Source organism: Bacillus sp. S4, assembly GCF_040838205.1.
Classification (GTDB): Bacteria; Bacillota; Bacilli; order Bacillales; family Bacillaceae_G; genus Bacillus_A; species Bacillus_A cereus_U.
This window is the reverse complement of the sequence record NZ_JBFPJI010000010.1, coordinates 16601-43117: the sequence shown is the minus strand read 5'-3', so window position 1 is coordinate 43117 and position 26517 is coordinate 16601. Positions and strand designations below refer to the sequence as shown.

The following is a 26517-nucleotide window of genomic DNA, read 5'->3' as shown; positions in this document are numbered from 1 at the left end:
AAAAATAAAAATTGACGTTTCACGTTGTTTGTTTCGTTTAGTTTTCAAAGTTCAACATCGCGTTTCAGCGACTTTCATAATATATCATAGTATATTATTTTCGTCAACAAGTTTTTTTCGATAACTTGTATCTCTCATTTGCTGACTCTGCCTATTATATACACTTCCCTATTGCTATGCAAGTATTATTATAAAAAAATAAGAGGGGGAGAAATCCCCACTCTTATTCTTCAGAAGAAACCTCTTCGCTAATTTCTTCTTCTTCATCCTTTTGTGCTTTTGCTACTGTCGCTACCTCTTGCTCATCCCCTAATCGAATTAGACGAACACCTTGTGTATTACGCCCCATTTGAGAGATTTGATCAACTGGCATACGAATAATAACACCCGCTACTGTAATTAACATAATGTCTTCTTCACCTGTTACAGACTTAACTGCTACTAATTTACCGTTCTTGTCTGTAATGTTACAAGTCTTCAGACCTTTACCACCACGACTCTGTAGTCGATACTCTTCAACCGGCGTACGCTTACCATACCCGTTCTTCGTTACGATTAAGACATTCGTATCCTCTTCAACAATTTCCATACCTACTACTTGGTCCTCTTCGCCTAGTGTAATAGCTTTTACACCAGCTGCATTACGGCCCATAGAACGTACATCCTGTTCATTGAAGCGAATTAACATACCGTTGCTCGTCCCTACGATAATATCTTTATCACCAGATGTTAAACGTACAGAAATTAATTCATCTTCTTCACGAAGCGAAATTGCAATTAAACCGTTCGTACGTATATTTGCAAATGATGAGAGCGGCGTTCTCTTAGAAATACCTTGTTTCGTTGTAAAGAATAAGAACTGGTCGTCACCAAATTCACGAATTGGAATAATAGCGTTGATCCACTCACCCTTATCTACCCCTAATAGATTAATAATTGGTATGCCTTTTGCCGTACGACTATACTCTGGAATTTCATATCCTTTTGTACGGTATACTTTACCCTTGTTTGTGAAGAATAAAATATGATCATGAGTAGACGTTGTTAATAAATGTTCAACAAAGTCATCATCATTCGTACCCATTCCTTGTACACCACGTCCCCCACGGTTCTGTGTTTTGTACGTAGAAGCCGGTAACCTCTTAATATAACCATTATGAGTAAGTGTAATTGCGATATTTTGTTCTGGGATTAAATCTTCATCCTCTATAGCTTCCATACCGCCAATTGTAATTTCTGTTCTTCTCTTATCATTAAAACGTTCTTTGACCTCCGTTAATTCCTCACGAATGATTTCAAGAACCTTCTCTTCATCTGCTAAAATTGCTTTTAACTCTGCAATCAGCTTCATTAAGTCTTGATATTCTTGTTCGATTTTTTCACGTTCTAATCCAGTTAAGCGTTGCAGACGCATATCTAAAATTGCCTGTGCTTGTTTCTCACTTAAGCCGAAACGTTCCATTAAACCTTGTTTTGCAATATCAGCTGTTTTTGAACTACGGATTAACGTAATGACTTCATCAAGATGATCTAAAGCGATTCGTAATCCTTCTAAAATATGAGCGCGCGCTTCTGCTTTCTCTAACTCATAGGCAGTACGTCTGCGGATCACGACCTTCTGGTGCTCTAAATAATAATATAAATTTTGTTTTAAATTTAGAACTTGTGGCTCTCCATTTACAAGAGACAACATGTTAATACCGAAACTCGTTTGAAGTGCTGTATGTTTATAAAGATTATTTAATAGTACATTTGCATTTGCATCGCGACGTACTTCCATAACAATGCGCATACCATTTCGATCCGATTCATCACGTAAATCTGTAATACCTTCAATTTTCTTATCACGAACTAATTCTGCAATTTTTTCAATTAAACGTGCCTTGTTAACTTGATAAGGTAGCTCAGTTACAATAATAGATTGTTTACCGTTGGCTCTCTCTTCAATTTCAACTTTAGCACGAATTATAATAGAACCACGGCCTGTCTCGTAAGCTCTTCGAATTCCACTTCGCCCTAAGATTAAACCTGATGTTGGGAAGTCTGGTCCAGGAATATATTCCATTAATTCCGCGATAGTGATATCAGGGTTATGACTTAATGCCAACACACCATCAATTACTTCTCCAAGTTGATGCGGTGGAATGTTTGTTGCCATACCAACCGCAATACCCGTCGTACCATTGACTAATAAGTTAGGGAAACGCGCTGGTAATACAACTGGTTCTCTTTCAGAACCATCGTAGTTATCTTGATAATCAATTGTATTCTTTGTAATATCGCGTATTAATTCCATAGAAATCTTAGACATTCTTGCTTCTGTATAACGCATCGCCGCCGCTGAATCTCCATCAACAGAACCGAAATTACCATGTCCATCAACAAGCATGTAACGTTGACTAAAATCTTGCGCCATACGTACCATTGTTTCATAAACAGCTGCATCACCGTGCGGGTGATACTTACCAATTACTTCACCGACAATACGCGCTGACTTCTTATATGCTTTATCAGCTGTAATTCCTAAATCATTCATCGCATATAAAACCCTACGATGAACTGGTTTTAATCCATCACGAACATCTGGTAATGCACGAGACACGATAACACTCATTGCATAATCTAAAAATGAGGTACGCATTTCATGACTAATATTAATTTCTCGAATTCGTGCTTGTTGTTGATTGTCTGACATCAACGAGCACCTCCTCTTACATTTCCGTTACACATACATTGATTTATATGTAGAAGACAGGAATACTTAGATTCCTGTCATTACTCACTTAAATATCAAGGTTTTTCACGTATTTTGCATTTTCTTGGATAAAGTTACGACGCGGCTCTACTTTATCACCCATTAAAATTTCAAACGTTTCGTCTGCTTCTATTGCATCTTGAAGGGAAACTTGAAGTAATGAACGTACTTCTGGGTCCATTGTCGTCTCCCACAGCTGAGTTGGATTCATTTCCCCTAGACCTTTATAACGCTGAATCCCAGGCTTAGGTTGAGCTGGTAATTCAGCTAGTATTTTTTCAAGTTCTTTATTGTTATAAGCATATTGAATTTTTTTACCTTGTTGTACTTTAAACAACGGTGGCTGTGCGATATATATATAACCACACTCAATGATTTGACGCATATAACGATAGAAGAACGTTAATAATAGGGTACGAATATGCGCACCATCAACATCGGCATCTGTCATAATAATAACTTTATGATATCGAGCTTTTTCAATATCAAAATCCCCACCAATATTTGTACCTATTGCTGTAATAATTGTACGAACTTCATCATTTGATAAAATCTTATCTAAACGTGCCTTTTCAACGTTAATAATTTTACCCTTCAGTGGTAAAATCGCTTGGAAATGACGATCGCGTCCTTGTTTTGCAGATCCGCCCGCAGAGTCACCCTCCACGATATAAATTTCGCTAATTGCTGGATCTTTAGAAGAACAATCAGCTAGCTTCCCTGGTAAACTTGAAACTTCTAGAGCACTCTTTCGGCGCGTTAGTTCACGCGCCTTTTTAGCCGCTACACGTGCACGCGCTGCCATAGTCCCTTTATCTATAATTTTACGTGCAACATTGGGATTTTCTAGTAAGAACTTTTCAAACGCCTCTGAGAATACAGACTCTGTAATCGTTCTCGCTTCACTATTTCCAAGTTTCGTCTTTGTTTGTCCTTCAAATTGTGGATTTGGATGCTTAATTGACACGATTGCTGTTAAACCTTCACGAACATCTTCACCAGTTAAATTACTATCCGCATCTTTTAAAATATTATTTTTACGACCATAATCGTTAATTACACGTGTTAGAGCAGTCTTAAAACCTACCTCATGTGTACCGCCTTCATACGTATGAATATTATTCGTAAATGAATAAATATGATTTGTATAGCCTTCGTTATATTGAAGAGCAACCTCAACCTGAATCCCATCTTTTGAACCGTCAACATATACAGGTTCTTCATGAATCGGTTGTTTTGAACGATTTAAATGTTCAACATATGATTTAATTCCACCTTCATAATGGAATTCTTTCTTCTGCTTATGTTCACGCTTATCTTCAATTGTTAATTTAATATTACGATTTAAAAACGCCAACTCACGCATACGAGTAGCCAATGTATCAAATTCGTATTCTGTCGTCTCTGTAAAAATTTCTGCATCTGGCTTAAAGCGTGTGATCGTTCCTGTACGATCAGTTTCACCTATTACTTTTAAATCCGCAGCTGGGATCCCACGTTCATATTTTTGATAGTGTATTTTTCCATCTCGATGTACAAATACCTCTAATTCTATTGATAAAGCATTTACAACAGATGCACCTACTCCATGCAAACCACCGGAGACTTTATAACCGCCACCGCCAAATTTACCACCGGCATGGAGTACCGTCATAATAACTTCTACAGCGGGACGTCCCATTTTCTCTTGAATACCAACTGGGATACCACGACCATCATCTGTTACAACAATACTATTATCTTCTTCAATACTGACATTAATTTCATCACAATATCCCGCTAAAGCTTCGTCAATACTGTTATCAACTATTTCCCATACGAGGTGATGAAGACCTTTTCCACTTGTAGAACCGATATACATACCAGGACGCTTACGAACCGCTTCCAGTCCTTCTAACACCTGGATCTGACTTTCATCATATGCATTTTCCTGCATTTGCTTTTGTTCCATTGACACAAAGATCACCTACTTTTCCATTTAAACAGAAATTATTTCCTGTCTATTTCACAATCTACCGTGCCGTTCGTTACATGAATTGTTTTCGCTTCTTTCAATGTTTCGTGTTCAATTCCGTCGACACTCGTCGTCGTCACAAAGGTTTGTACTTTTCCTTGAATTGTATTTAGCAGATGCGATTGGCGATAATCATCTAATTCTGATAACACATCATCTAGTAAAAGGATTGGATATTCCTTAACCTCTGAGTATATCAATTCAATTTCAGCCAATTTTAGGGATAGTGCGGTTGTTCGTTGTTGTCCTTGTGAACCAAAGACTTGAACATTTTTACTATTAACGAAGAAGTGTAAATCATCACGATGAGGACCTAGTAAAGTTGTACCACGAAAAATTTCACGTTGTTTCACAGATTGAAAACTTTCATAGTATACTTCTTTTATTTTCGACAAATCCATTGATTCTGATACATCTACACTTGGTTTATAAACAATTTCTAACTCCTCTAATCCCCTGCTAATCCCGCGGTGAATTGGAGCAGCCCATTCTTGTAGTAAATGCAAAAACTCAAAACGTTTTCGCAAAATTTTTGCACCATGCTCAATAAGTTGAAGTGTAAATACATCCAACATCGTTTCCTCATTTTTACTATTCCCTTGCATCTTCTTAAGTAAATGATTTCGTTGCGTGAGTACCTTTTGATATTGACTTAATTCATACAAATAGACCGGAGCTATTTGTCCAAGTTCCATATCCAAAAAGCGTCTTCGTACTTGGGGGCTTCCTTTTACAAGATTTAAATCTTCTGGGGCAAACATAACAACATTCATTTCACCAATATACTGGCTCAATTTTTGTTGTTCTAACTGATTTAACTTTGCCTTTTTACCTTTTTTTGAAATATTTAATTCTAAGGATAATGAACTATTTCGCCTTTGTAATCTACCTTTTATATTACCATAATCCTCATCCCAACGAATGAGTTCACGATCGTTCGAAGTTCTATGGGATTTCGCCATCGCCAATACATAAATAGCTTCCATCAGATTCGTTTTCCCTTGCGCATTTTCACCAATAATTACATTGACTTTATCCTCAAAGGAAAGCTCTAAATGCTCATAATTGCGATAGTTTTTTAATTGTATCTCTGTAATAAACAAAGGGATCCCCCTTTATGCCTGAACTTGGAAAGTTCCGCTTCCCGGAATTTCAACAACATCATTTGCATATAACTTTCGGCCTCTTCTATTTTCAAGTTCTTGATTCACATATACTTCATATTCTTGTAAGAACCATTTCACAGCGCCACCTGTATCAATTACATCAGCTAACTTTAAAAATTGTCCTAGTGTAATGTATTCTGTTGAAATCTTAATAAGTTTCATAAAATCGCTCACTTTCTGAAAGTGTTCATTCTTTCATTGTACTAAATAAACTAGCATTAGGAAAGTAATACCCTACAAATCAAATAAGGGTCACTAGTACCTTTACACTAGCAACCCTTAATCCTTACTTAGTAAGTACGGACTGGTAAAATTAACTGGATAATAGAATTATCATTTACTGTGCGAATTAAAAACGGTCTCATCGCTCCAGTAAAACTAACTTTAATTTCTGTACTATCTAAAGCTTTTAATGCATCCATCATATATTTTGCACTAAAAGATATTTTTAATTCTTCTCCATCTACATTTTCACATTGAACCTCTTCTACTACTTTTCCGATTTCTGGTGCATTCGAAGAAATCTCTAACATCTGTTGTTCTAATGTTGATAATTTAACAACGTTGTTACGACCATCTCTTGCTAATAGCGACGCACGATCAATCGCTTGTAAAAATTCTTTTGTATTTACAAATATATCAGTTTTACTTTCAGCTGGAATTAAACGCGTTGTATCTGGATAATTTCCTTCTAATAATCTTGAGAAGAATAATAAATGTTTTGTACGGAATAATACTTGATACTCCGTAATAACGATATCTACCATTTCTTCAGATTCATCTAGAATTTTACTTAATTCACTTAAGCTCTTACCAGGAATAACGACATTCGCTTGAAATTCATCGGCAATATTATACCCTTCGATTTTTGCTTTACGAAGTGCTAGCCTGTGACTATCTGTTGCAATGCAAGTTAGCTCGCTGTTATATACCTTCCAGTTTACACCTGTCAAGATCGGTCTCGTTTCAGAACTTGAAACTGCAAATACTGTTTGACGAATCATGTGTTTTAGTAAATCTGTTGGAATCTTAAATACATGATGTTCTTCGATTTGTGGTAATAACGGATATTCAGCAGCATCTAAACCATTTAAGTTGAACTCTGATTTTCCAGATTTTATTTTTGTCATAAAATGATTTTCCACAGAAATTTCGACAGTTTCTTTAGGTAATTTTTTTACGATCTCACTAAAATACTTTGCTTGTAAAATAATACTTCCTGATTGTTTAATTTCCACAATTTCTTTTCCAGCATCTTCGACTGGGATAAATGATTCGATAGAGATGTCTGCATCACTACCTGTTAAAGTAACTCCTTCTTCAGTTGCTACAACTTTAATTCCTGTAAGAATTGGAATTGTTGTACGAGAAGAAACTGCCTTCATTACATCTTGTACACTTCTTACAAGATAGTCTTTTTGTATTGTAAAACGCATAACGAAAAACCTCCGGTAAGTATAAGATTTTATTTATTTAATAAAGATAAAAAAGTAGTAGTAATAGTAATAGGGCTTGTGGATATGTGGATAACCCTGTTTGGAGATGTAAAAACAGTCTATCTACATGTGGATAGACTGTGCGTAAAATAAGCTAAGTTATTCACACTATTCAGCTACTACTATTTTAAAATATCCTTAATTTCTTCAACGTGTTTTTGTAATTGAGTATCCGTTTTTAATAGCTTCGAAATTTTTTCGTGAGCATGGATTACTGTTGTATGATCGCGGCCACCAAATTCTTCACCTATTTTTGGCAAAGATGAGTCCGTAAGTTCACGTGATAAATACATCGCAATTTGGCGAGGGAATGCAACGGATTTTGTCCGTTTTTTTGCTTTGAAATCTTCTAACTTTACCTGATAGACGCCTCCAACAGCCTTTTGAATATCAGAAATAGAAATAATTCTAGGTATAGAGTTTGGAATAATATTTTTAAGCGCTTCAGCCGCTAAATCAGCATTCATATCTTTATTAATTAAAGATGAATAAGCTACAACTCGAATAAGTGCACCCTCTAGTTCACGAATATTTGAATCGATTTGATTTGCGATATAAAGCATAACTTCATTTGGTATATCAAGACCTTCTGCTTTTGCTTTTTTACGTAAAATTGCGATTCTAGTTTCTAAATCTGGTGGCGTAATGTCCGTAATTAACCCCCATTCAAAGCGAGAACGAAGGCGATCTTCTAAAGTTGGGATTTCTTTTGGTGGTCTATCGCTTGAAATCACAATTTGTTTACTTTCTTCATGTAACGCATTAAATGTATGGAAAAACTCTTCCTGTGTTTGTTCTTTTCCAGCAAGAAATTGAATATCATCTATCAATAAGACATCTACATTACGATATTTATTACGAAAATCGACAGCTTTATTATCACGAATTGAGTTAATAAATTCATTTGTAAATTTTTCAGATGATAAATATACAACTTTTGCATTCGGGTTGTGTTCAATTACATAATGCCCAATTGCGTGCATTAAATGTGTTTTTCCAAGTCCAACGCCCCCGTAAATAAAGAGCGGATTATAGGCTTTAGCTGGTGCCTCAGCTACAGCTAAAGAAGCAGCATGTGCAAAACGATTACCAGAGCCAATAACAAATGTATCAAATGTATATTTGGGGTTTAACATACTCTGTGGTAAGTGATTAGACTCATCATGTGCGTGTTTTTGCTTAACAGAAGGGAGATCTATATCCTCTTCTGCCTGACTTTGGGGAATGATAAAACGAATAGCTAGTTTTGCCCCTGTTAAATCATAAAGTGTTTCGGAGATTAGTTCCGAATAATGAGATTCTAGCCAGTCACGAGCGAATTCATTTGGAGCTGTAATCGTTAATACATCTTTTTTCAAGTTATGAGCAGTTGTTGATTTTAACCAGGTTTCATAACTTGGCTTGCTTACCTTTTTTTCTAATTCTTTTAAGGCACTATTCCATAAATCAGAGATATTTTCCAAAGGTGTCCCTCCTTTACAAAGATGGTAAAAGAATAAGGTTGCGCAACAATTGTACAACCTGTAAATATTTCTAATGCATATTTATACGAAACGTATTTTAAAATATAAAAACGTCGTTAGTATCCGAGATAGAGTTTTCGACAAAAAAACAAATGTGGACAACTATTTACCCACATGTGATTTAAACTATCCACATGTTATACACAAATTGTGGATAAAATAAAGGTGTGGAAAACTTATTCAAAGTGAAAACACAACTATAATATCAAAAAAAAGCAGCTATAGCAATGAATTTAAGAAAGTTATCCACAAAATCAATACCTTGTGGAATAAACTTGTCCACAATACGATATACTGTGTAAAAGTAAAAAAAGAGTTTGTGGATACAAAAAAGAGAAAATATATTTATCCACAAGGAAATATAGGGACTGTGAAAAAGTGTGTGAATAGGTTAAAAATGAATATTTGATGAAAATTTCGAGAACCATTGACATTTTCCTATTTGATTTACTATAATTTATTAGACTGTCTTTAACAGATATTCCTCAGGGAGGTGTCATATAATGAAAAGAACTTACCAACCAAATAAACGTAAGCGCAGCAAAGTACATGGTTTCCGCAGCCGTATGAGCACAGCAAACGGACGTAGAGTGCTAGCAGCTCGTCGTCGTAAAGGAAGAAAAGTATTATCTGCGTAGACCACTGATCGTTCAGTGGTCTTTTTTTCTAATAATAATGAGTTTCTGCTGATGAGATACAGGAGTGTCAAATGATATGAAGAAAAAAAATCGTATAAAAAAGAATGATGAATTCCAGGCTGTTTTCCAAAAAGGACAATCGAATGCCAATCGCCAGTTTGTTGTATACAAATTAGATAAAGAAAAACAGCCGCATTTTCGCATTGGTCTTTCTGTTAGTAAGAAAATAGGAAATGCAGTAGTTCGTAATCGAATTAAGCGTATGATTCGCCAATCGATTATAGAATTAAAAGATGAGATAGATTCTGGAAAAGATTTTGTTATAATAGCAAGGAAGCCTTGTGCAGAGATGACATATGAAGAGTTAAAGAAAAGCTTAATTCATGTCTTTAAACGCTCTGGTATGAAGAGAATAAAAAAGTAGCGTAAGGAAATGAATTACACTATATACATACCGAAACAAGGAGGAGCAAGCTTTGAAAAAGAAAATAGGTTTATTAGCCATGGTTATTATGTTAATGGCAATCGCTACCGGCTGTAGTGAAACAAATCAGCCGATTACACCGAAAAGCACTGGGATTTGGAATGAATATTTCGTATACCCGCTTTCTCAGTTAATCACGTATTTTGCAAATTTATTTGGTAGTAATTATGGTTTAGCAATCGTTGTTACAACTCTTATCATTCGTTTTGCATTATTACCATTAATGATTAAACAAACGAAGAGTACGAAAGCAATGCAGGCGTTACAACCAGAAATGGTGAAATTAAAAGAGAAGTACAGCTCAAAAGATCAAGCAACACAACAAAAATTACAACAAGAAATGATGCAGTTGTATCAAAAAAATGGTGTAAATCCATTAGCAGGATGTTTACCAATATTTGTTCAGATGCCTATCCTATTCGCTTTTTATCATGCGATTATGAGAACGGCAGAAATTAGTAAACATACATTTTTATGGTTTGATTTAGGACAAGCAGATCCTTACTATATCCTTCCAATCGTTGCGGCTATTACGACTTTTATTCAGCAAAAGCTTGCAATGGCAGGAACGGCTGGGCAAAATCCGCAAATGGCAATGATGATTTGGCTTATGCCAATTATGATCTTAGTCTTTGCAATTAACTTCCCAGCAGCACTATCATTGTACTGGGTAGTTGGTAATATCTTTGGTATCGCTCAAATGTATATGATCAAAGGGCCTGAAATTAAGGCTAGTAAGGCAGGAGGATCAAGCAAGTGAGTATAATTACTGCTAAAGGACAAACAGTCGAGCTGGCAGTACAAGATGCTTTAAGACAATTAAATGTTTCGAAAGATCGAGTAGATATAAATATTATCGATGAGGGTAAGAGGGGATTCCTAGGTTTATTTGGGAATCGCCTCGCTGTAGTAGAAGTTGTATTGAAAAAAGATCCAATCCAAGAATGTGAAGAGTATTTAAAAAATGTTGTTCAAAATATGGGTGTGGAAGTTGAGATTAGAAAAATTGTAAAAGGACGCGAAGTTGAATTTACAATTTTTGGTGAAAATATTGGTGTTTTAATTGGTAAAAGAGGTAATACATTGAACTCCTTACAGTATTTAACAAAACTTGTTGCGAATCGTAATACAAAGCAATATATTGGTATTACACTGGATGCTGAAAACTATCGTAGTAAAAGAAAAACTACGTTAGAATCTCTTTCTTATCGATTGGCAAAACAAGTAGTGAGTACGAAAAAAAGAGTTGTTCTAGAACCAATGCCTTCTTTTGAACGAAAAATTATTCACCAAGCATTATCTAATCATCAAAATATCATTACAACTTCTGAAGGGAAAGAACCACATCGGTATGTTGTAATATCTTCCAAGTGACCGGTTACTCAATTGAGTGCCGGTTTTTTTGAGGAGAAAATAAATGTGGATAACTAAAAAACACTAGATTTATCCACTGTGAATAAGTTTAGTGTTTTTTACATAAGGACATAATAAAATGAGTTATTATTCTTTTGTAGATAGGTTCGTTATGGTATCCTAATAATTTAGTGACGGAAAAAATTCATGTTGAAATAGAGATAAATAAGCAAGTGAGGTGAAAGGACATGGAATTTGATACAATTGCCGCAATTTCCACAGCACTTGGGGAAGGTGCAATTGCCATTGTTCGAGTAAGTGGGGATGATGCGATTGAGAAAGTCGATCGTATTTTTAAAGGGAAGGATTTAACACAGGTTTCTTCTCATACAATTCATTATGGTCATATTGTCGATTTAGATACAAATCAAGTTATTGAAGAAGTTATGGTATCCATTATGCGCGCACCAAGGACTTTTACGCGTGAAAATATAGTAGAAATTAACTGTCATGGTGGGCTTGTTTCGGTAAATAAAGTATTACAGCTTATTTTAGCACAAGGAGTACGACTGGCAGAGCCTGGTGAATTTACAAAACGTGCTTTTTTAAATGGACGTATTGATTTGTCACAAGCAGAAGCTGTTATGGACTTAATCCGCGCGAAAACAGATCGTGCTATGAATGTAGCGATTAACCAAATGGAAGGACGATTATCTAAATTAATCGGCCATCTGCGTCAAGAAATATTAGAAACATTAGCTCATATTGAGGTGAATATAGATTACCCAGAATATGATGATGTAGAAGAGATGACACATAATATTTTAATTGAGAAAGCTACACATGTCCGTGCTGAAATTGCAAAGATATTAGAAACATCGAAGCAAGGAAAGATTTTACGTGAAGGCATTTCTACCGCGATTATCGGTAGACCTAACGTTGGGAAATCATCGCTATTAAATAGTCTTGTTCAGGAGAAAAAGGCAATTGTAACTGATATTGCAGGAACAACTCGTGATGTTATTGAAGAGTACGTTAATGTGCGTGGTGTACCACTTAAACTTATAGATACAGCCGGAATTCGTGAAACGGAAGATATTGTTGAACGAATTGGTGTAGAGCGTTCGAAGGAAATGATGAGCCAAGCAGACTTAGTGTTAATTGTAGTGAACTATAGCGAGGCTTTAACAAATGAAGATGAGGATCTATTCCGTGCCGTACAAGGAAAAGATTTCATTGTCATTGTAAATAAGACAGATTTACCGCAAGAAATTGATATGGAACGTGTTACAGATTTAGCGGTAGGCAATCGTGTTATTACAACATCTTTAATTGAGGAGCAAGGAATAGATGAGCTTGAAAAGGCAATAGCTGATTTATTCTTTGAAGGAACAATTGATTCTGCGGATATGACATACGTGTCTAATGCGAGACATATCGGATTGTTAACACAAGCAGGAAGAACAATTAATGATGCAATTGAAGCGATAGAAAATGGTGTTCCGATTGATATGGTTCAAATTGATTTAACAAGAGCGTGGGAAATACTTGGTGAAATTACTGGTGATACTGTCCATGAAAGCTTAATTGACCAATTGTTCTCTCAATTTTGTTTAGGAAAATAAAGTAAAACTTTAATCAGAGATGATTTAGTAAGATAGAGGTTATTAGGAGGAATAAACAATGGGATACAATGCCGGTTCATATGATGTCATAGTAATCGGTGCAGGTCATGCAGGATGTGAAGCTGGTCTTGCGGCAGCACGAATGGGCTCAAAAACATTAATGTTAACAATTAACTTAGATATGGTAGCGTTCATGCCATGTAACCCTTCTGTTGGTGGACCAGCAAAAGGGATTGTTGTTCGTGAAATTGATGCATTAGGCGGAGAAATGGGACGCAATATTGATAAAACACATATTCAAATGCGTATGTTAAATACGGGTAAAGGACCAGCTGTACGTGCGCTTCGTGCACAAGCTGATAAATTCTCTTACCAGCATGAGTTAAAGAAAACAATTGAAGAAACACCAAACTTAACGTTGTTTCAAGGTCTGGTAGAGCGTTTAATTGTTGAAGATGGTGTATGTAAAGGGGTAATTACGCAAGCTGGTGCCGAATACACAGCGAAAACAGTTGTAATTACAACGGGAACATTTTTACGTGGTGAGATTATTATGGGAGATTTAAAATATTCAAGTGGTCCAAATAATCAGCAACCATCTATTACGTTATCTGAACACTTAGAGGAACTTGGTTTTGATCTTGTTAGATTTAAAACAGGTACACCTCCGCGTGTAAACAGTAATACGATTGATTATAGTAAAACAGAAATTCAACCAGGTGATGATAAGCCACGTGCTTTCTCTTTTGAAACGACAAAATTCATTATGGATCAAATTCCATGTTGGTTAACGTATACAAGTACAGAAACACATCGTTTAATAGATGAAAACTTACATCGCTCAGCTATGTATTCTGGTATGATTAAAGGAACAGGGCCTAGATATTGCCCTTCAATTGAAGACAAGGTAGTAAGATTTAATGATAAACCACGTCATCAAATTTTCTTAGAGCCAGAAGGACGTAATACGCAAGAAGTATATGTACAAGGCTTATCGACGAGTTTACCAGAAGATGTACAGCGTGCAATGCTTAGAACAATTCCTGGCCTGGAAAATGTTGAAATGATGCGTACGGGTTATGCAATTGAATATGATGCAATTGTACCAACTCAACTATGGCCAACACTTGAAACGAAAAAAATTAAAAATTTATATACAGCAGGACAAATTAATGGAACTTCTGGTTACGAAGAAGCGGCAGGACAAGGGCTTATGGCTGGAATTAATGCAGCGTGTCGTTCTTTAGGTAAAAAAGAAGTTATTTTAGGTCGCGCTGATGCATATATTGGTGTCTTAATTGATGATCTTGTAACAAAAGGCACAAATGAACCATACCGTTTATTAACGTCTCGTGCAGAATATCGTTTATTATTACGCCATGATAATGCAGATCTTCGTCTAACTGAGGTTGGGCGTGAAATTGGTTTAATTAAAGAAGATCGTTATGAGAGATTTACAAATAAAAAACTACAAATTGAACAGGAAAAGGAACGGTTAGAGAGTATTTTTATTAAACCGCGTCCTGAAGTTCAAGAATTAATTCGTAGTATTGGTGGAAGCGAATTGAAAGATGGAATACGTGCAAGTGACTTATTACGTCGTCCAGAGATGACATATGAGCATATTCATCTTTTAGTACCAAGTGAATTAGAATTAAATGATGAAATTACAGAACAAGTTGAAATTCAGATTAAGTATGAAGGATATATCGAGAAATCTTTACAGCAAGTAGAACGTATGAAGAAAATGGAAAACAAAAAAATCCCTGTGGATATTGATTATGATGCGATTTCTAGCCTTGCCACAGAAGCGAGACAGAAATTGAAAGATGTTCGTCCACTTTCGATGGGGCAAGCTTCACGTATTTCTGGCGTAAATCCAGCTGATGTTTCTATTTTGCTTATTTACATTGAACAAGGAAAAATTGCACGAGTATCGAACCAATAACATAGTAAGGAGATATTGCTAGATGAACATAGAACAATTTCAATCTATGCTAGAAGAGAAGGGTATTTCCCTCTCTTCTAGACAGTTAGAGCAGTTCGAAATCTATTTTGAAACGTTAGTAGAGTGGAATGAAAAAATGAACTTAACGGCTATTACGGAGAAAGAGGAAGTATACTTAAAACACTTTTTTGATTCTGTTACAGCGGCTTTTTATTATGATTTTTCGAAACCATTTTCTATTTGTGATGTTGGAGCAGGAGCTGGCTTCCCAAGTATCCCTTTAAAAATCTGTTTCCCGCACTTAAAAGTAACAATTGTAGATTCATTACAAAAACGTATTAATTTCTTAAATCACTTAGCGCAAAAGTTAGAATTAAGTGATGTTGCATTTTGTCATGATCGTGCTGAAACATTTGGGAAAAAAGAAGGTGTACGTGAAGCATACGATATTGTAATGGCACGTGCAGTTGCACGTCTTTCTGTATTAAGTGAGCTATGTTTACCACTTGTAAAAGTAGGGGGAACATTCATTGCAATGAAAGGTGCAGCGGCGAACGAAGAAATCGAAAATGGCAAATATGCTTTAGAGGTACTTGGCGGAGAATTGAAAGAAATGTCTACGTTCCAATTACCGTTTGAAGAAAGTGAGCGTAATATTTTATTAATCGAGAAAAAGCGCAAGACACCAAAGAAATATCCACGCAAACCGGGAACGCCCAATAAATTACCTATTGAAAAATAAATCTTATTAGACGTAAGATTAAATTATATAAATGAAAACGTAAATGTTTCATAGGAAACATTTTATGTAGAACAGTCAATAGGCCTAAAAGGTGGTGGAATATGTATGAAAAATACGTTTTCTCGTTTATTTGGCTTTGGAGATAAAGAGAGCGAATTCGAATTACAAGACGAAAGCCATGAAGAAATAGCTAAAAAGGTATATGAAGAAATACAGGAAATTCCGATAGTAAACATTACCCCTAACCGTTATCAACCACGAACAGTTTTTGACGATGCACGTATTGAGGAGCTAGCATTAACGATTCGTACACATGGGCTTATCCAGCCGATTGTTGTGAGACAGTATGAGGATGATAAGTACGAGATTATTGCCGGGGAAAGGCGTTTCCGCGCAGCAACAAAGTTAGGGTGGGAAAAAGTTCCTGCAATAATAAAGAATTTAAATGATACTGAGACAGCTTCTGTAGCGTTAATTGAAAATTTGCAGCGTGAGGAATTAACAGCAATTGAGGAAGCTGTGGCATATCAAAAGCTGATTGAGTTACATAATTTAACACAAGAAGCATTGGCACAACGACTTGGAAAAGGACAATCGACAGTCGCAAATAAATTGCGATTATTAAAATTGCCTGAAGAAATCAAAAGTGCATTATTAGAAAAAAGTATTACAGAACGGCATGCTCGCGCCCTTATTCCTTTGAAAAATGAGGAATTACAACTGAAGGTTTTACAAGAGATTGTGGAGAAGCAATTGAATGTAAAGCAAACAGAAGAACGAATTGCAAAGTTACTAGAAGAAGTAAAACCAAAGCGCAAAGCGAAGCAAAAAGCAGTAAGTCGAGATGCAAGAATTGCTATGAACACAATTAGACAATCATTACAAATGGTTGTTAACAGTGGTTTGAATGTTAATTCTGCGGAAGAAGAGTTTGATGAATACTATCAAATTACGATTAAAATTCCGAAGAAAAAATAATTACGTGCTAGAGACCTTATCCTATTGGAGAGGTCTCTTTTACTATATTTTCTTGTTAAAGCAAGAAGGAGTTTGGAAATAAATTTTGAAGTTTAATAAGGACGTAAAAGAAAAACTTTTATTTCATGTTACAATAAAAGTAATTGTTTCTAGAATAAGAAAGGTTGAAAGTAGGTGACATCGTGGGAAAAATCATTGCTATCGCTAATCAAAAAGGCGGTGTTGGAAAAACAACAACATCCGTTAATTTAGGGGCTGGATTGGCACAAGTAGGAAAAAAAGTCCTTCTCGTAGATATTGATGCTCAAGGAAATGCAACGACTGGTGTAGGAATTGAAAAGTCTGAATTAGATCAATGTATTTATAATGTTCTTGTGGAAGATGCAGATGTTCAAGGCGCTATACGGAAAACCGCAACTGAAAACTTAGATGTTCTACCCGCTACAATTCAATTGGCTGGTGCTGAAATTGAATTGGTACCAACCATTTCCCGGGAAGTACGCTTGCAAAGAGCATTACAGCCAATTCGTGATGAATATGAGTATATTATTATTGACTGTCCCCCATCCTTAGGATTATTAACGATTAATGCATTAACAGCAGCAGATTCTGTTATTATTCCTGTACAGTGTGAATATTACGCGCTGGAAGGGTTAAGTCAGCTATTAAATACAGTTCGACTTGTGCAAAAGCATTTAAATAAAAATTTAGCAATTCAAGGTGTATTGTTAACGATGTTGGATGCTCGTACAAATTTAGGAATTCAAGTTATAGATGAAGTGAAAAAATACTTTAGGGATAAAGTATATCGTTCGATTATTCCTCGTAATGTTCGCTTAAGTGAGGCACCAAGTCATGGAAAACCAATTATGCAGTATGACGCTAAATCAAGAGGAGCAGAAGTATATTTAGATTTAGCAGAGGAAGTGATTGCAGGTGGCTAAGGGATTAGGAAGAGGAATCAATGTGTTTTTTCCAGATTTAGATGTGAAAGAAGAAGAAACGATTCAGGAGATTATAGTAACTGAATTAAGGCCGAATCCATATCAACCACGTAAACATTTCAATAAAGAAGCGATTCAGGAATTAGCGGCTTCTATTAAAGAGCACGGTATATTGCAACCGTTAATTGCTCGAAAGAGTATTAAAGGATATGAAATAGTTGCAGGTGAAAGAAGATATCGTGCTGCTAAAGAGGCCGGACTTGAGAAAGTGCCTGCTGTCGTAAGGCAATTAAATGAGCAGCAAATGATGGAATTTGCTTTGCTTGAAAACTTACAACGAGAAGATTTAAATCCTATGGAAGAGGCAATGGCATATCAGATGTTAATGAACGAGCTAAATGTAACACAAGAACAATTAGCAAAACGTCTTGGTAAAAGCAGGCCTTATATCGCAAATTATACTCGATTGTTAAGCCTCCCTTCATTCGTTCAAGATATGATTGCAAACGGTCAGCTTTCAATGGCTCATGGAAGAACTTTACTTACAATAAAAGATGAAGAACAGTTGAAATCTTTATTGAAGCGAATTGAAAAAGAAGGACTGAATGTTCGCCAATTGGAACAAATTGTCCAGGAAATTAATCAACGTGTTTCACGTGAAACACAACAAGTGAAAAAAGAAAGAAATATATTTTTTGTAGAGCGTGAAACATTTTTAAGAGAAAAGTTTGGTACGGATGTAAAGATCAAAGAAACGAAAAAAGAAAAAGGTAAAATCGAAATCGAATTTTTTAATAAAGAAGACTTAAATCGAATTTTAGAATTATTATCAAAGGGAAATTAAAAAGCAAACCATCTTATTGTTTATAGATGGTTTGCTTTTTTTAATGCAGATAATTTTTGGTCTGTTTCTTTTATACTTTGTGCAATTACATCAGCCATCTTCATGACTAAACTTAGTCTTGTATTTTGAAGTACGAAAAACTCCATGAAACCATTTAAATTTACGATGCCATGAATATGCAAATCACCAATTTCAGGTAATTTCTTATTCATCGCAGCTCCAGGTTTACTGGGGCCCTTTCCGGTAGTTATAGAACCGATACTTTGAGATTTTCCTAAACATGCATCAACAGCAATAATAAATGAAGCAGGATTTTCTTTCTGTATATTCTGAATTTTCTCTTCTAAGTTTAGTGCATGTATTGGTTCGTCTAGTGTGCCGAACACTTGAAGGTTTTTGATTTCAATTTGTTCTAGTTTAGTACCAACTAATGGACCAAGTGCATCACCGGTGGATCGGTCTGTTCCGATACAAACGAGAATGAGTGGCATATTAGTCTTAATGGGAATATGGGAAAGCAAGAAATTACTGATTGTCTCGGAGGCTTCTAAGTCATGATGCATAACATTTTGAGTTTCTTTTTCAAAAAAAGGTAAGCGAAAACTTCTAATATTCATGAAGCACCCATCCTTTTAATAAATTTTCACAATATGTTATATAGTGTGTGAAATGGAAAATTATAAGTGCATACTTTTTGCAAACTGTGAATGAAAACAGAAATAATAGTACTAGTATATATATATTCGTTTCATTTTATACCTGAATGGAAGTTAACAAATGGAATTAAAGTCATAAATTTTTTTCAGAAATCAGAGAGAGTTCTGATACAATAATAAGGATAACTAAAAAGAAATTTTAGCTGGAGAGGTAGAGGGACATGGATGTAGCGTTGAAATGGTTCGAGTCCATTGATTGGACGAATATAGGTGTGAAATCACTAAAAATAATCGTTATTTTAATACTTGGTGCAATCGTTGTGCGAGTTGCGAGGGCAATTGTACGAAATGCGTTTCGTATGGGAAGCCGTTCGCCGATTCAAATTTCAGAACGTCGTACAGTTACGGTAGCGAAGTTGCTTGAAAATATTGTGGCATACGTTGTTATGTTCATTATGTTAATTGCAATTTTAGGCGTGTTTGATATTAATGCGTCAGGTCTATTAGCCGGTGCTGGGGTAATTGGTTTAGCAGTCGGTTTTGGTGCACAAAGTTTAGTTAAAGATGTTATTACAGGATTATTTATTTTGTTAGAGGATCAATTTTCAGTAGGTGATTATGTAAGAATAGGTCAATTTGAAGGAACTGTTTTGGAAATTGGACTACGTACAACGAAGATGAAAAGCTGGACAGGTGAAATTCATATAATACCAAATGGTAGTATTGTACAAGTAACGAACTTTTCCGTTAGTAATAGTGTAGCATTTGTTGATGTATCTATTTCTTATGAAAGTGATATAGTACGAGCGGAGCAAGTTATTGAAGATTTATTAGTGGAATTACCAGAAAAATATGAGAAAATGGTAACAACACCTCAATTGCTAGGTGTTCAAACACTGGCAGCGTCTGAAGTTGTATTACGTGTTATTGCTGAAGTTGAGCCGATGCAGCATGCAGTTATTGCGAGGGCTCTTCGCAAAGAGATTAAAAATCGTCTTGATTTACATGGGATTGAAATTCCATACCCACGTATGGTTTTATATAGTCGCGAAGAATTAGTTAGTGAAAAAGCAATTTAATAGTGGGAGGGATTTAGAGAATGGAGCAAAAGCAATATAACTTGTACGATGTTGTGGAAATGAAGAAAGCCCATCCATGTGGTGAAAATCGCTGGAAGATTATTCGTATGGGAATGGATATCCGCGTTAAGTGCGAGGGGTGTGACCATTCGGTAATGATTCCTCGAAGAGAGTTTGATCGCAAGGTAAAAAAAATACTTGTGAAGCATGAAGAATAGTGAAAAAGCAACAGCTGCAGTAGACAGCCGTTGCTTTTTTTCATTTGGTGGAAACTTGTCATTTTTTTCGTTACTATCTATAATGATGAAAGATTGAGACATAGGAGTGAAAAATATGGGATTAACGGCTGGGATTGTTGGATTACCTAACGTAGGGAAGTCCACTTTATTTAATGCAATTACACAAGCAGGAGCAGAATCTGCGAACTATCCATTCTGTACAATCGATCCAAACGTAGGGATTGTAGAAGTACCAGATGAGCGTTTAAATAAATTAACGGAATTGGTAGAACCGAAAAAAACTGTTCCGACTGTATTTGAATTTACTGATATCGCAGGTATCGTAAAAGGTGCAAGTAAAGGTGAAGGGTTAGGGAATAAATTCTTATCTCACATTCGTCAAGTAGATGCAATTTGCCAAGTTGTTCGTTGTTTTGAAGATGAAAATATTACGCACGTTTCAGGAAAAGTAGATCCAATTGATGACATTGAAACAATCAACTTAGAGCTAATCTTAGCGGATTTGGAATCTGTTGATAAACGTATCGAACGAGTTGCGAAGTTAGCAAGACAAAAAGATAAAGAAGCTGTATATGAGCATGAAATTTTAGTTCGTTTAAAAGAAGCTTTTGAAGAGGGAAAACCAGCTCGTACTGTTGAATTTACAGAAGAGCAAATGAAGATTGTTAAAGGCCTTCATTTACTTACAACGAAAGAAATGCTGTACGTAGCAAACGTAAGTGAAGATGATATTATGGATCCTTCTGACAATAAATATGTACAAATGGTAAAAGAATTTGCAACAAATGAAAATTCACAAGTAATTGTTGTATGTGCAAAAATCGAATCAGAAATTGCTGAGTTAGATGAGGAAGAGAAGAAAGTATTTCTTGAAGAACTAGGTATTGAAGAATCTGGTTTAGATCAATTAATTCGTGCTGCATATGACTTATTAGGACTTGCTACTTACTTCACAGCTGGTGTGCAAGAAGTACGTGCATGGACGTTTAAACAAGGTATGAAAGCACCACAATGTGCTGGTGTTATTCATACGGACTTTGAACGTGGATTTATTCGTGCGGAAACAGTTTCTTATACTGATTTAATGACAAATGGCTCTATGACAGCTGCAAAAGAAGCTGGTAAAGTACGTTTAGAAGGAAAAGAGTATATCGTAAAAGACGGAGATGTTATGCACTTCCGCTTTAACGTTTAATTTAATATTTCCTAGGAAAAATAAAGATATAGACTTGGCAAATATATTATATGTTTGCCAAGTTTTTTACGTATTGGTGAGTTGATTCATATAACTTACTATGATATAATCTAAACTCGTGAGTAATTACTATAAATTAATTGCTCCTTGCCCATTATGGGCCGTTTAGACCAAAAGGAGGTGAAAGTGTAATGAGAAAGTACGAAATTATGTACATCATTCGTCCTGGCGTTGAAGAAGAAGCTCAAAAAGCTTTAGTTGAACGTTTCGCAGGTGTTTTAACAAACAATGGTGCAGAAATCATTAACACAAAAGAGTGGGGTAAGCGTCGTTTAGCTTACGAAATCAACGACTTACGTGAAGGTTTCTACATGATCTTAAAGGTGAACTCTAATTCAGAAGCGATTAACGAATTCGACCGTTTAGCTAAGATCAACGAAGATATCCTTCGTCATATCGTTGTTAAAGAAGAAGAAAAATAATTAAGATATATAGGGAGAGTGGTTCGATTGATGAATCGTGTTATCCTCGTTGGTCGTTTAACTAAGGACCCTGACTTACGTTACACGCCCAATGGTGTTGCAGTAGCTACTTTTACGTTAGCTGTGAATCGCGCATTTGCGAATCAACAAGGTGAGCGTGAAGCTGACTTTATTAATTGTGTAATATGGCGTAAACAAGCAGAAAACGTGGCAAATTATTTGAAAAAAGGTAGCTTAGCAGGCGTAGACGGACGTCTTCAAACTCGTACTTACGATGGACAAGATGGTAAACGTGTATATGTAACAGAAGTTCTTGCGGAGAGCGTACAATTTTTAGAGCCGCGTAATGGCGGTGGGGAGCAACGTGGGTCATTCAATCAGCAACCATCAGGAGCTGGTTTCGGTAACCAAAGCTCTAACCCATTTGGTCAATCTAGTAATCCGGGTAACTCGGGTAACTCAGGTAACTCAGGTAACACTGGATTTACGAAGAATGACGATCCATTTTCGAATGTTGGTCAACCGATTGACATTTCGGACGACGATTTACCATTTTAATGGTATGAATCGGATATTTTTAACAAAGAATGGAGGGAATAGACATGGCAGGACGCAAAGGTGGACGTGCGAAACGTCGTAAGGTGTGTTTCTTCACATCTAACGGCATCACTCGCATTGACTATAAAGATGTTGATTTATTAAAACGTTTCGTTTCTGAGCGCGGTAAAATTTTACCACGTCGTGTAACAGGAACAAGCGCGAAATACCAACGCAAACTTACAGTTGCAATTAAACGTGCTCGTCAAATGGCACTTTTACCATATGTTGGTGAATAATAGCGTATGAAATGCACAGTAGAGTCGGACTCTACTGTGCATTTTGCTATGCTTTTCTTTTTTGAGAGAGAGGTTGAATGATGAAAAACACGAGATTTATTACTGAGGGTGCAGCGTTGTTGGCTATATATGCAATTTTGTTGCTTATATCTATGTATGTTCCGATTTTAGGTACAATGGTAACGTTTGTGTTGCCGTTACCATTTATATTATTAACAGTAAGACATAAACTATCTAATATACTCGTTATTTTTGTAGCGGCACTTTTTATTACAGTTATTGTGAGTCAGCCGATTAGTCTCATAAAGACAGTGATGTTTGGATTAATAGGTGTTGTATTAGGGTATATGTATAAAAAAGGGAAAAAACCAGTGGAGATATTGATAGCTGGAACGCTTGCATATTTAATTGGTATGATGCTCATTTATGTTGGAAGTATAAAATTTTTCAACATAGATTTAATGAAGCAAATGCAAAATATATTTAGTGAAAGTATGGCGCAAAGTGAAAAGATAGCAACTGCTGCTGGTATGCCAGTTAGTAAGGAACAAAAAGAGTTATTTGCACAAATGAATGATATATTACAGACGTTATTTCCAAGTATACTTGTACTAGTTTCTGTATGTTTTTCTTGGATCACAGTGCTAATATCAGGTAGTGTTTTGAGAAAGTTAAAGCACGAGGTTACACCTTGGCCTAAATTTAAAGATATACAATTGCCAAAGAGTATTGTCTGGTATTACGTCATATTTATTTTGTTAGCAACTTTTATAAAAGTAGAACCAACATCATATTTACATATGGTATTTTCTAACCTATATGTAATCTTTGCTTTGCTGCTCGTATTGCAAGGATTAACGTTTATCACCTTTTTAGCACACAGAAAAGGTTTTACGAGGGGTATTCCTATTATTAGTTTTATTGTATGTATGTTTATTCCAATGCTGTTTCCTCTTGTGACAATCTTAGGTATAATTGATTTAGGGATTTCATTGCGTTCTAAAATAGGGGAATAAAATAATATTCCTTACACTATTTTAATTTGTTTAACTAACTGGAAGGTGAGTTAGTTTTACTTTATAGGAGTTGTATACATGCCTGAATTTTATAAGAAACAGTGGTTTTTATATCCTGTTTACGTATTGGCATTTTTTGTGTTGGTGCTAATCTCGATTCTCTGTTATTTCCACTTAATTATGGGGATATCTTCCTTTTTGGTTTTTAGCATCGTTTTCTTTTTAGTTATACGATTTGAACTTACCTTTCAAAGGAACTTTGAAAAGTATACGACAGATATGATTACTAGGGTAAAAAAAGTGAGTAACGAAGCATTCAACCAGATGCCAATCGGTATATTGTTATACAATAAGGAGTATGGGATTGATTGGGCAAATCCTTACTTGTCTTCATGTTTGGGGCAACACGCATTAGCTGGGTGGCATCTGTACGATGTATCAGAAACATTACTCCTTTTTATTAAAGGAGAGACTTCTGATGATATAGTATCTTTAAATAGTCGGAAGTTCCGTGTGTTTGTAAGGAAAGAAGAAAAACTAATTTATTTTTTTGATGTAACTGAGCAAACAGAGATTGAAAAAATGTATGAGGATCAGCGCACTGTTTTGGCTGTTATTTATTTAGATAATTACGATGAAGTTACACAAGGGTTAGATGATCAATTACGTACGAATATAACAAGTCTTGTGACGTCACGTCTAAATGAATGGGCCGTTAAGTATGGTGCATATTTGAAACGTGCATCTTCAGAAAGATTCTTCGTTGTACTAAATGAAAGTATTTTAGCGCAAATGGAGAAAGGGAAATTTAGTATTTTGGATCAAGTGCGTGAAGAAACATCAAAAAGGAATATACCACTTACATTAAGTGTTGGTGTTGGCTCAGGTGATTTACCTTTAGCGGAGCTTGGAGCGATGGCTCAATCTGGTTTAGACCTTGCATTAGGACGAGGAGGAGACCAAGTAGCTATTAAACAAGCAACGGGTAAAGTTAAGTTTTACGGTGGCAAGACGAATCCGGTCGAAAAGCGTACTCGTGTACGTGCTAGAGTTATTTCGCATGCATTAAAGGATTTAGTATTAGAAAGCAGTAATGTCATTATAATGGGGCATAGAGCCCCTGATATGGATGCGATTGGTGCGGCGATTGGTATTTTAAAGGTAGCTCAATTAAATGAGCGCAAAGGATATATTGTATTAGATGAAAATGATTCTGATAAAGGAATCAAGCGTTTGATGGATAAAGTGAAACAAAATGAAGAGTTATGGTCACACTTTATTACACCAGGGCAAGCGATGGAATTTGCAAATGATGATTCATTACTTGTTGTTGTTGACACGCATAAACCTTCAATGGTGATGGAGGAAAAACTGTTACATAAGATTGAAAATGTAGTAGTTATTGACCATCATCGCCGTGGAGAAGATTTCATTGAAGATCCATTACTTGTTTATATGGAACCATACGCTTCTTCAACGGCAGAGCTTGTTACAGAGTTACTTGAGTATCAACCGAAAAATTTAAAGATGACCATGTTAGAAGCAACGGCATTGTTAGCTGGTATTATTGTTGATACGAAAAGTTTTACATTCCGTACAGGCGCTCGTACCTTTGATGCCGCTTCTTATTTACGCTCGCATGGCGCAGACACTGTACTTGTACAAGAACTTTTAAAAGAAGATATGGGTCAGTATTTACGAGTTGCAAAAGCCATTAAAAATGCGTACATTTATAAAAATGGAATTGCGATTGCTAAAGTTGATGGTGATGAATATTATGACCAAGTACTTATTGCACAATCAGCAGACACATTATTGACAATGACAGGTATCATTGCATCGTTTGTTATTGCAAAACGTGGAGAAAATTTCATTGGAATTAGTGGTAGATCTTTAGGTGAATTGAATGTACAGCTAATTATGGAAAATTTAGGAGGTGGCGGGCACTTAACAAATGCAGCCACACAAATGAAAAATGTTACAGTAGATGAAGCGGAGGAGAAGCTTCAATTTGTTATTGATGACTATTTACAGGGAGGCACACAATCATGAAAGTAATTTTTCTAAAAGACGTAAAAGGTAAAGGTAAAAAAGGAGAAATAAAAAACGTACCAGACGGTTATGCAAATAATTTCTTACTAAAACAGGGGTTAGCTGCCGAAGCGACAAACAGCAGTATGAAAACTTTAGATGCTCAAAAGCGCAAAGAGGAAAAAGATGCAGCAGCAGAGCTTGAAGGTGCAAAACAATTAAAAGAAACATTAGAGAAATTAACTGTAGAATTAAAGGCGAAATCTGGAGAAGGTGGCCGTTTATTTGGTTCTATTACAAGCAAACAAATTGTAGATGCAATGCAAAAATCACACAAGATTAAACTTGATAAACGTAAATTTGAAATGGACGATGCAATCCGTGCATTAGGTTATACAAAAGTCACTGTAAAATTGCATCCGCAAGTAACAGCGGCAGTAAAAGTTCATGTTAGTGAACAATAAAAATAAATT

General features: G+C 35.7%; 26 protein-coding genes. 19 read left to right on the top strand and 7 right to left on the bottom strand.

Annotated elements, in window-relative coordinates; translation table 11 throughout:
- Window positions 1–223: 223 nt before the first annotated feature.
- The 6 genes from gyrA to dnaA all read right to left on the bottom strand — a co-directional run bounded on the left by gyrA (window position 224) and on the right by dnaA (window position 8894).
- Window positions 224–2695: a DNA gyrase subunit A gene (gene gyrA / locus AB3X48_RS03010; protein ID WP_016106804.1), complete on the bottom strand. Its 2472-nt coding sequence runs from the start codon at window positions 2693–2695 to the stop codon at window positions 224–226.
- 88 nt (window positions 2696–2783) lie between these two features.
- Entirely contained in the window at window positions 2784–4706 is a 1923-nt protein-coding gene (gyrB, locus tag AB3X48_RS03005; protein WP_033710559.1) for a DNA topoisomerase (ATP-hydrolyzing) subunit B, read from the bottom strand.
- A 38-nt stretch (window positions 4707–4744) separates the two neighbouring features.
- On the bottom strand, window positions 4745–5872 hold the full coding sequence (gene recF / locus AB3X48_RS03000) for a DNA replication/repair protein RecF (RefSeq protein WP_016106803.1): 1128 nt from the start codon (window positions 5870–5872) through the stop codon (window positions 4745–4747).
- Between the two features lie 12 nt (window positions 5873–5884).
- Window positions 5885–6097, bottom strand: coding sequence for a ribosome maturation protein RlbA (gene rlbA / locus AB3X48_RS02995; protein ID WP_002159661.1), 213 nt, complete (start codon window positions 6095–6097; stop codon window positions 5885–5887).
- Between the two features lie 128 nt (window positions 6098–6225).
- A complete protein-coding gene (gene dnaN, locus AB3X48_RS02990) occupies window positions 6226–7371 on the bottom strand; it encodes a DNA polymerase III subunit beta (RefSeq protein ID WP_002130198.1) in 1146 nt (381 codons plus the stop codon).
- A 182-nt stretch (window positions 7372–7553) separates the two neighbouring features.
- Window positions 7554–8894: a chromosomal replication initiator protein DnaA gene (gene dnaA, locus AB3X48_RS02985; protein ID WP_002144554.1), complete on the bottom strand. Its 1341-nt coding sequence runs from the start codon at window positions 8892–8894 to the stop codon at window positions 7554–7556.
- Window positions 8895–9457: 563 nt separating this feature from the next.
- Here dnaA and rpmH point away from each other — a divergent pair.
- The 10 genes from rpmH (at window position 9458) to spo0J (ending at window position 18510) form a co-directional block, all read left to right on the top strand.
- Complete coding sequence (gene rpmH, locus AB3X48_RS02980) at window positions 9458–9592, top strand: 50S ribosomal protein L34 (RefSeq protein ID WP_002068706.1); 135 nt, start codon at window positions 9458–9460, stop codon at window positions 9590–9592.
- Between the two features lie 76 nt (window positions 9593–9668).
- On the top strand, window positions 9669–10016 hold the full coding sequence (gene rnpA / locus AB3X48_RS02975) for a ribonuclease P protein component (protein ID WP_002089963.1): 348 nt from the start codon (window positions 9669–9671) through the stop codon (window positions 10014–10016).
- Between the two features lie 52 nt (window positions 10017–10068).
- The gene (spoIIIJ, locus tag AB3X48_RS02970; RefSeq protein WP_002144555.1) at window positions 10069–10836 is read left to right on the top strand and encodes a YidC family membrane integrase SpoIIIJ; all 768 of its coding nucleotides are present in this window, start codon (window positions 10069–10071) and stop codon (window positions 10834–10836) included.
- Window positions 10833–11450: an RNA-binding cell elongation regulator Jag/EloR gene (jag, locus tag AB3X48_RS02965; RefSeq protein ID WP_016106802.1), complete on the top strand. Its 618-nt coding sequence runs from the start codon at window positions 10833–10835 to the stop codon at window positions 11448–11450. Before spoIIIJ ends, jag begins: the two co-directional genes overlap by 4 nt.
- A gap of 227 nt (window positions 11451–11677) precedes the next feature.
- Window positions 11678–13054 (top strand): tRNA uridine-5-carboxymethylaminomethyl(34) synthesis GTPase MnmE, encoded by a 1377-nt coding sequence (mnmE, locus tag AB3X48_RS02960; RefSeq protein WP_002034990.1) that lies wholly within the window; start codon window positions 11678–11680, stop codon window positions 13052–13054.
- A 58-nt stretch (window positions 13055–13112) separates the two neighbouring features.
- Window positions 13113–15002 (top strand): tRNA uridine-5-carboxymethylaminomethyl(34) synthesis enzyme MnmG, encoded by a 1890-nt coding sequence (mnmG, locus tag AB3X48_RS02955; protein ID WP_002159664.1) that lies wholly within the window; start codon window positions 13113–13115, stop codon window positions 15000–15002.
- Between the two features lie 22 nt (window positions 15003–15024).
- Window positions 15025–15744 (top strand): 16S rRNA (guanine(527)-N(7))-methyltransferase RsmG, encoded by a 720-nt coding sequence (gene rsmG / locus AB3X48_RS02950; protein WP_002089956.1) that lies wholly within the window; start codon window positions 15025–15027, stop codon window positions 15742–15744.
- A 105-nt stretch (window positions 15745–15849) separates the two neighbouring features.
- A complete protein-coding gene (gene noc, locus AB3X48_RS02945) occupies window positions 15850–16722 on the top strand; it encodes a nucleoid occlusion protein (protein ID WP_016106801.1) in 873 nt (290 codons plus the stop codon).
- A gap of 182 nt (window positions 16723–16904) precedes the next feature.
- Window positions 16905–17666: a sporulation initiation inhibitor protein Soj gene (gene soj / locus AB3X48_RS02940; protein ID WP_002016469.1), complete on the top strand. Its 762-nt coding sequence runs from the start codon at window positions 16905–16907 to the stop codon at window positions 17664–17666.
- Window positions 17659–18510, top strand: coding sequence for a stage 0 sporulation protein Spo0J (spo0J, locus tag AB3X48_RS02935; protein ID WP_171902578.1), 852 nt, complete (start codon window positions 17659–17661; stop codon window positions 18508–18510). The genes soj and spo0J overlap by 8 nt, the downstream gene beginning before the upstream one ends.
- Window positions 18511–18530: 20 nt before the next feature.
- On the opposite strand, the gene yyaC is transcribed toward spo0J, so the two are convergent.
- On the bottom strand, window positions 18531–19127 hold the full coding sequence (gene yyaC, locus AB3X48_RS02930) for a spore protease YyaC (protein WP_016106800.1): 597 nt from the start codon (window positions 19125–19127) through the stop codon (window positions 18531–18533).
- A 260-nt stretch (window positions 19128–19387) separates the two neighbouring features.
- Here yyaC and AB3X48_RS02925 point away from each other — a divergent pair, with 260 nt between their 5' ends.
- From AB3X48_RS02925 to rplI, 9 genes are all read left to right on the top strand, one after another.
- Window positions 19388–20245, top strand: coding sequence for a mechanosensitive ion channel family protein (locus AB3X48_RS02925; RefSeq protein WP_016106799.1), 858 nt, complete (start codon window positions 19388–19390; stop codon window positions 20243–20245).
- A 20-nt stretch (window positions 20246–20265) separates the two neighbouring features.
- Window positions 20266–20463: a DUF951 domain-containing protein gene (locus AB3X48_RS02920; RefSeq protein ID WP_000436054.1), complete on the top strand. Its 198-nt coding sequence runs from the start codon at window positions 20266–20268 to the stop codon at window positions 20461–20463.
- Window positions 20464–20578: 115 nt separating this feature from the next.
- Entirely contained in the window at window positions 20579–21679 is a 1101-nt protein-coding gene (gene ychF / locus AB3X48_RS02915) for a redox-regulated ATPase YchF (RefSeq protein WP_002159666.1), read from the top strand.
- A gap of 191 nt (window positions 21680–21870) precedes the next feature.
- Entirely contained in the window at window positions 21871–22161 is a 291-nt protein-coding gene (gene rpsF, locus AB3X48_RS02910; RefSeq protein ID WP_002144565.1) for a 30S ribosomal protein S6, read from the top strand.
- A gap of 27 nt (window positions 22162–22188) precedes the next feature.
- Window positions 22189–22719 carry a single-stranded DNA-binding protein gene (ssb, locus tag AB3X48_RS02905; protein WP_002159667.1) on the top strand — a complete coding sequence of 177 codons (531 nt, stop codon included), beginning with the start codon at window positions 22189–22191 and terminating at the stop codon, window positions 22717–22719.
- A gap of 44 nt (window positions 22720–22763) precedes the next feature.
- Window positions 22764–22997: a 30S ribosomal protein S18 gene (rpsR, locus tag AB3X48_RS02900; protein WP_000918874.1), complete on the top strand. Its 234-nt coding sequence runs from the start codon at window positions 22764–22766 to the stop codon at window positions 22995–22997.
- A gap of 80 nt (window positions 22998–23077) precedes the next feature.
- Window positions 23078–24013: a YybS family protein gene (locus AB3X48_RS02895; RefSeq protein ID WP_016106798.1), complete on the top strand. Its 936-nt coding sequence runs from the start codon at window positions 23078–23080 to the stop codon at window positions 24011–24013.
- 78 nt (window positions 24014–24091) lie between these two features.
- Window positions 24092–26065 carry a DHH family phosphoesterase gene (locus tag AB3X48_RS02890; protein ID WP_016106797.1) on the top strand — a complete coding sequence of 658 codons (1974 nt, stop codon included), beginning with the start codon at window positions 24092–24094 and terminating at the stop codon, window positions 26063–26065.
- A complete protein-coding gene (rplI, locus tag AB3X48_RS02885; protein WP_016106796.1) occupies window positions 26062–26508 on the top strand; it encodes a 50S ribosomal protein L9 in 447 nt (148 codons plus the stop codon). The genes AB3X48_RS02890 and rplI overlap by 4 nt, the downstream gene beginning before the upstream one ends.
- The last annotated feature ends 9 nt before the right edge of the window (window positions 26509–26517 follow it).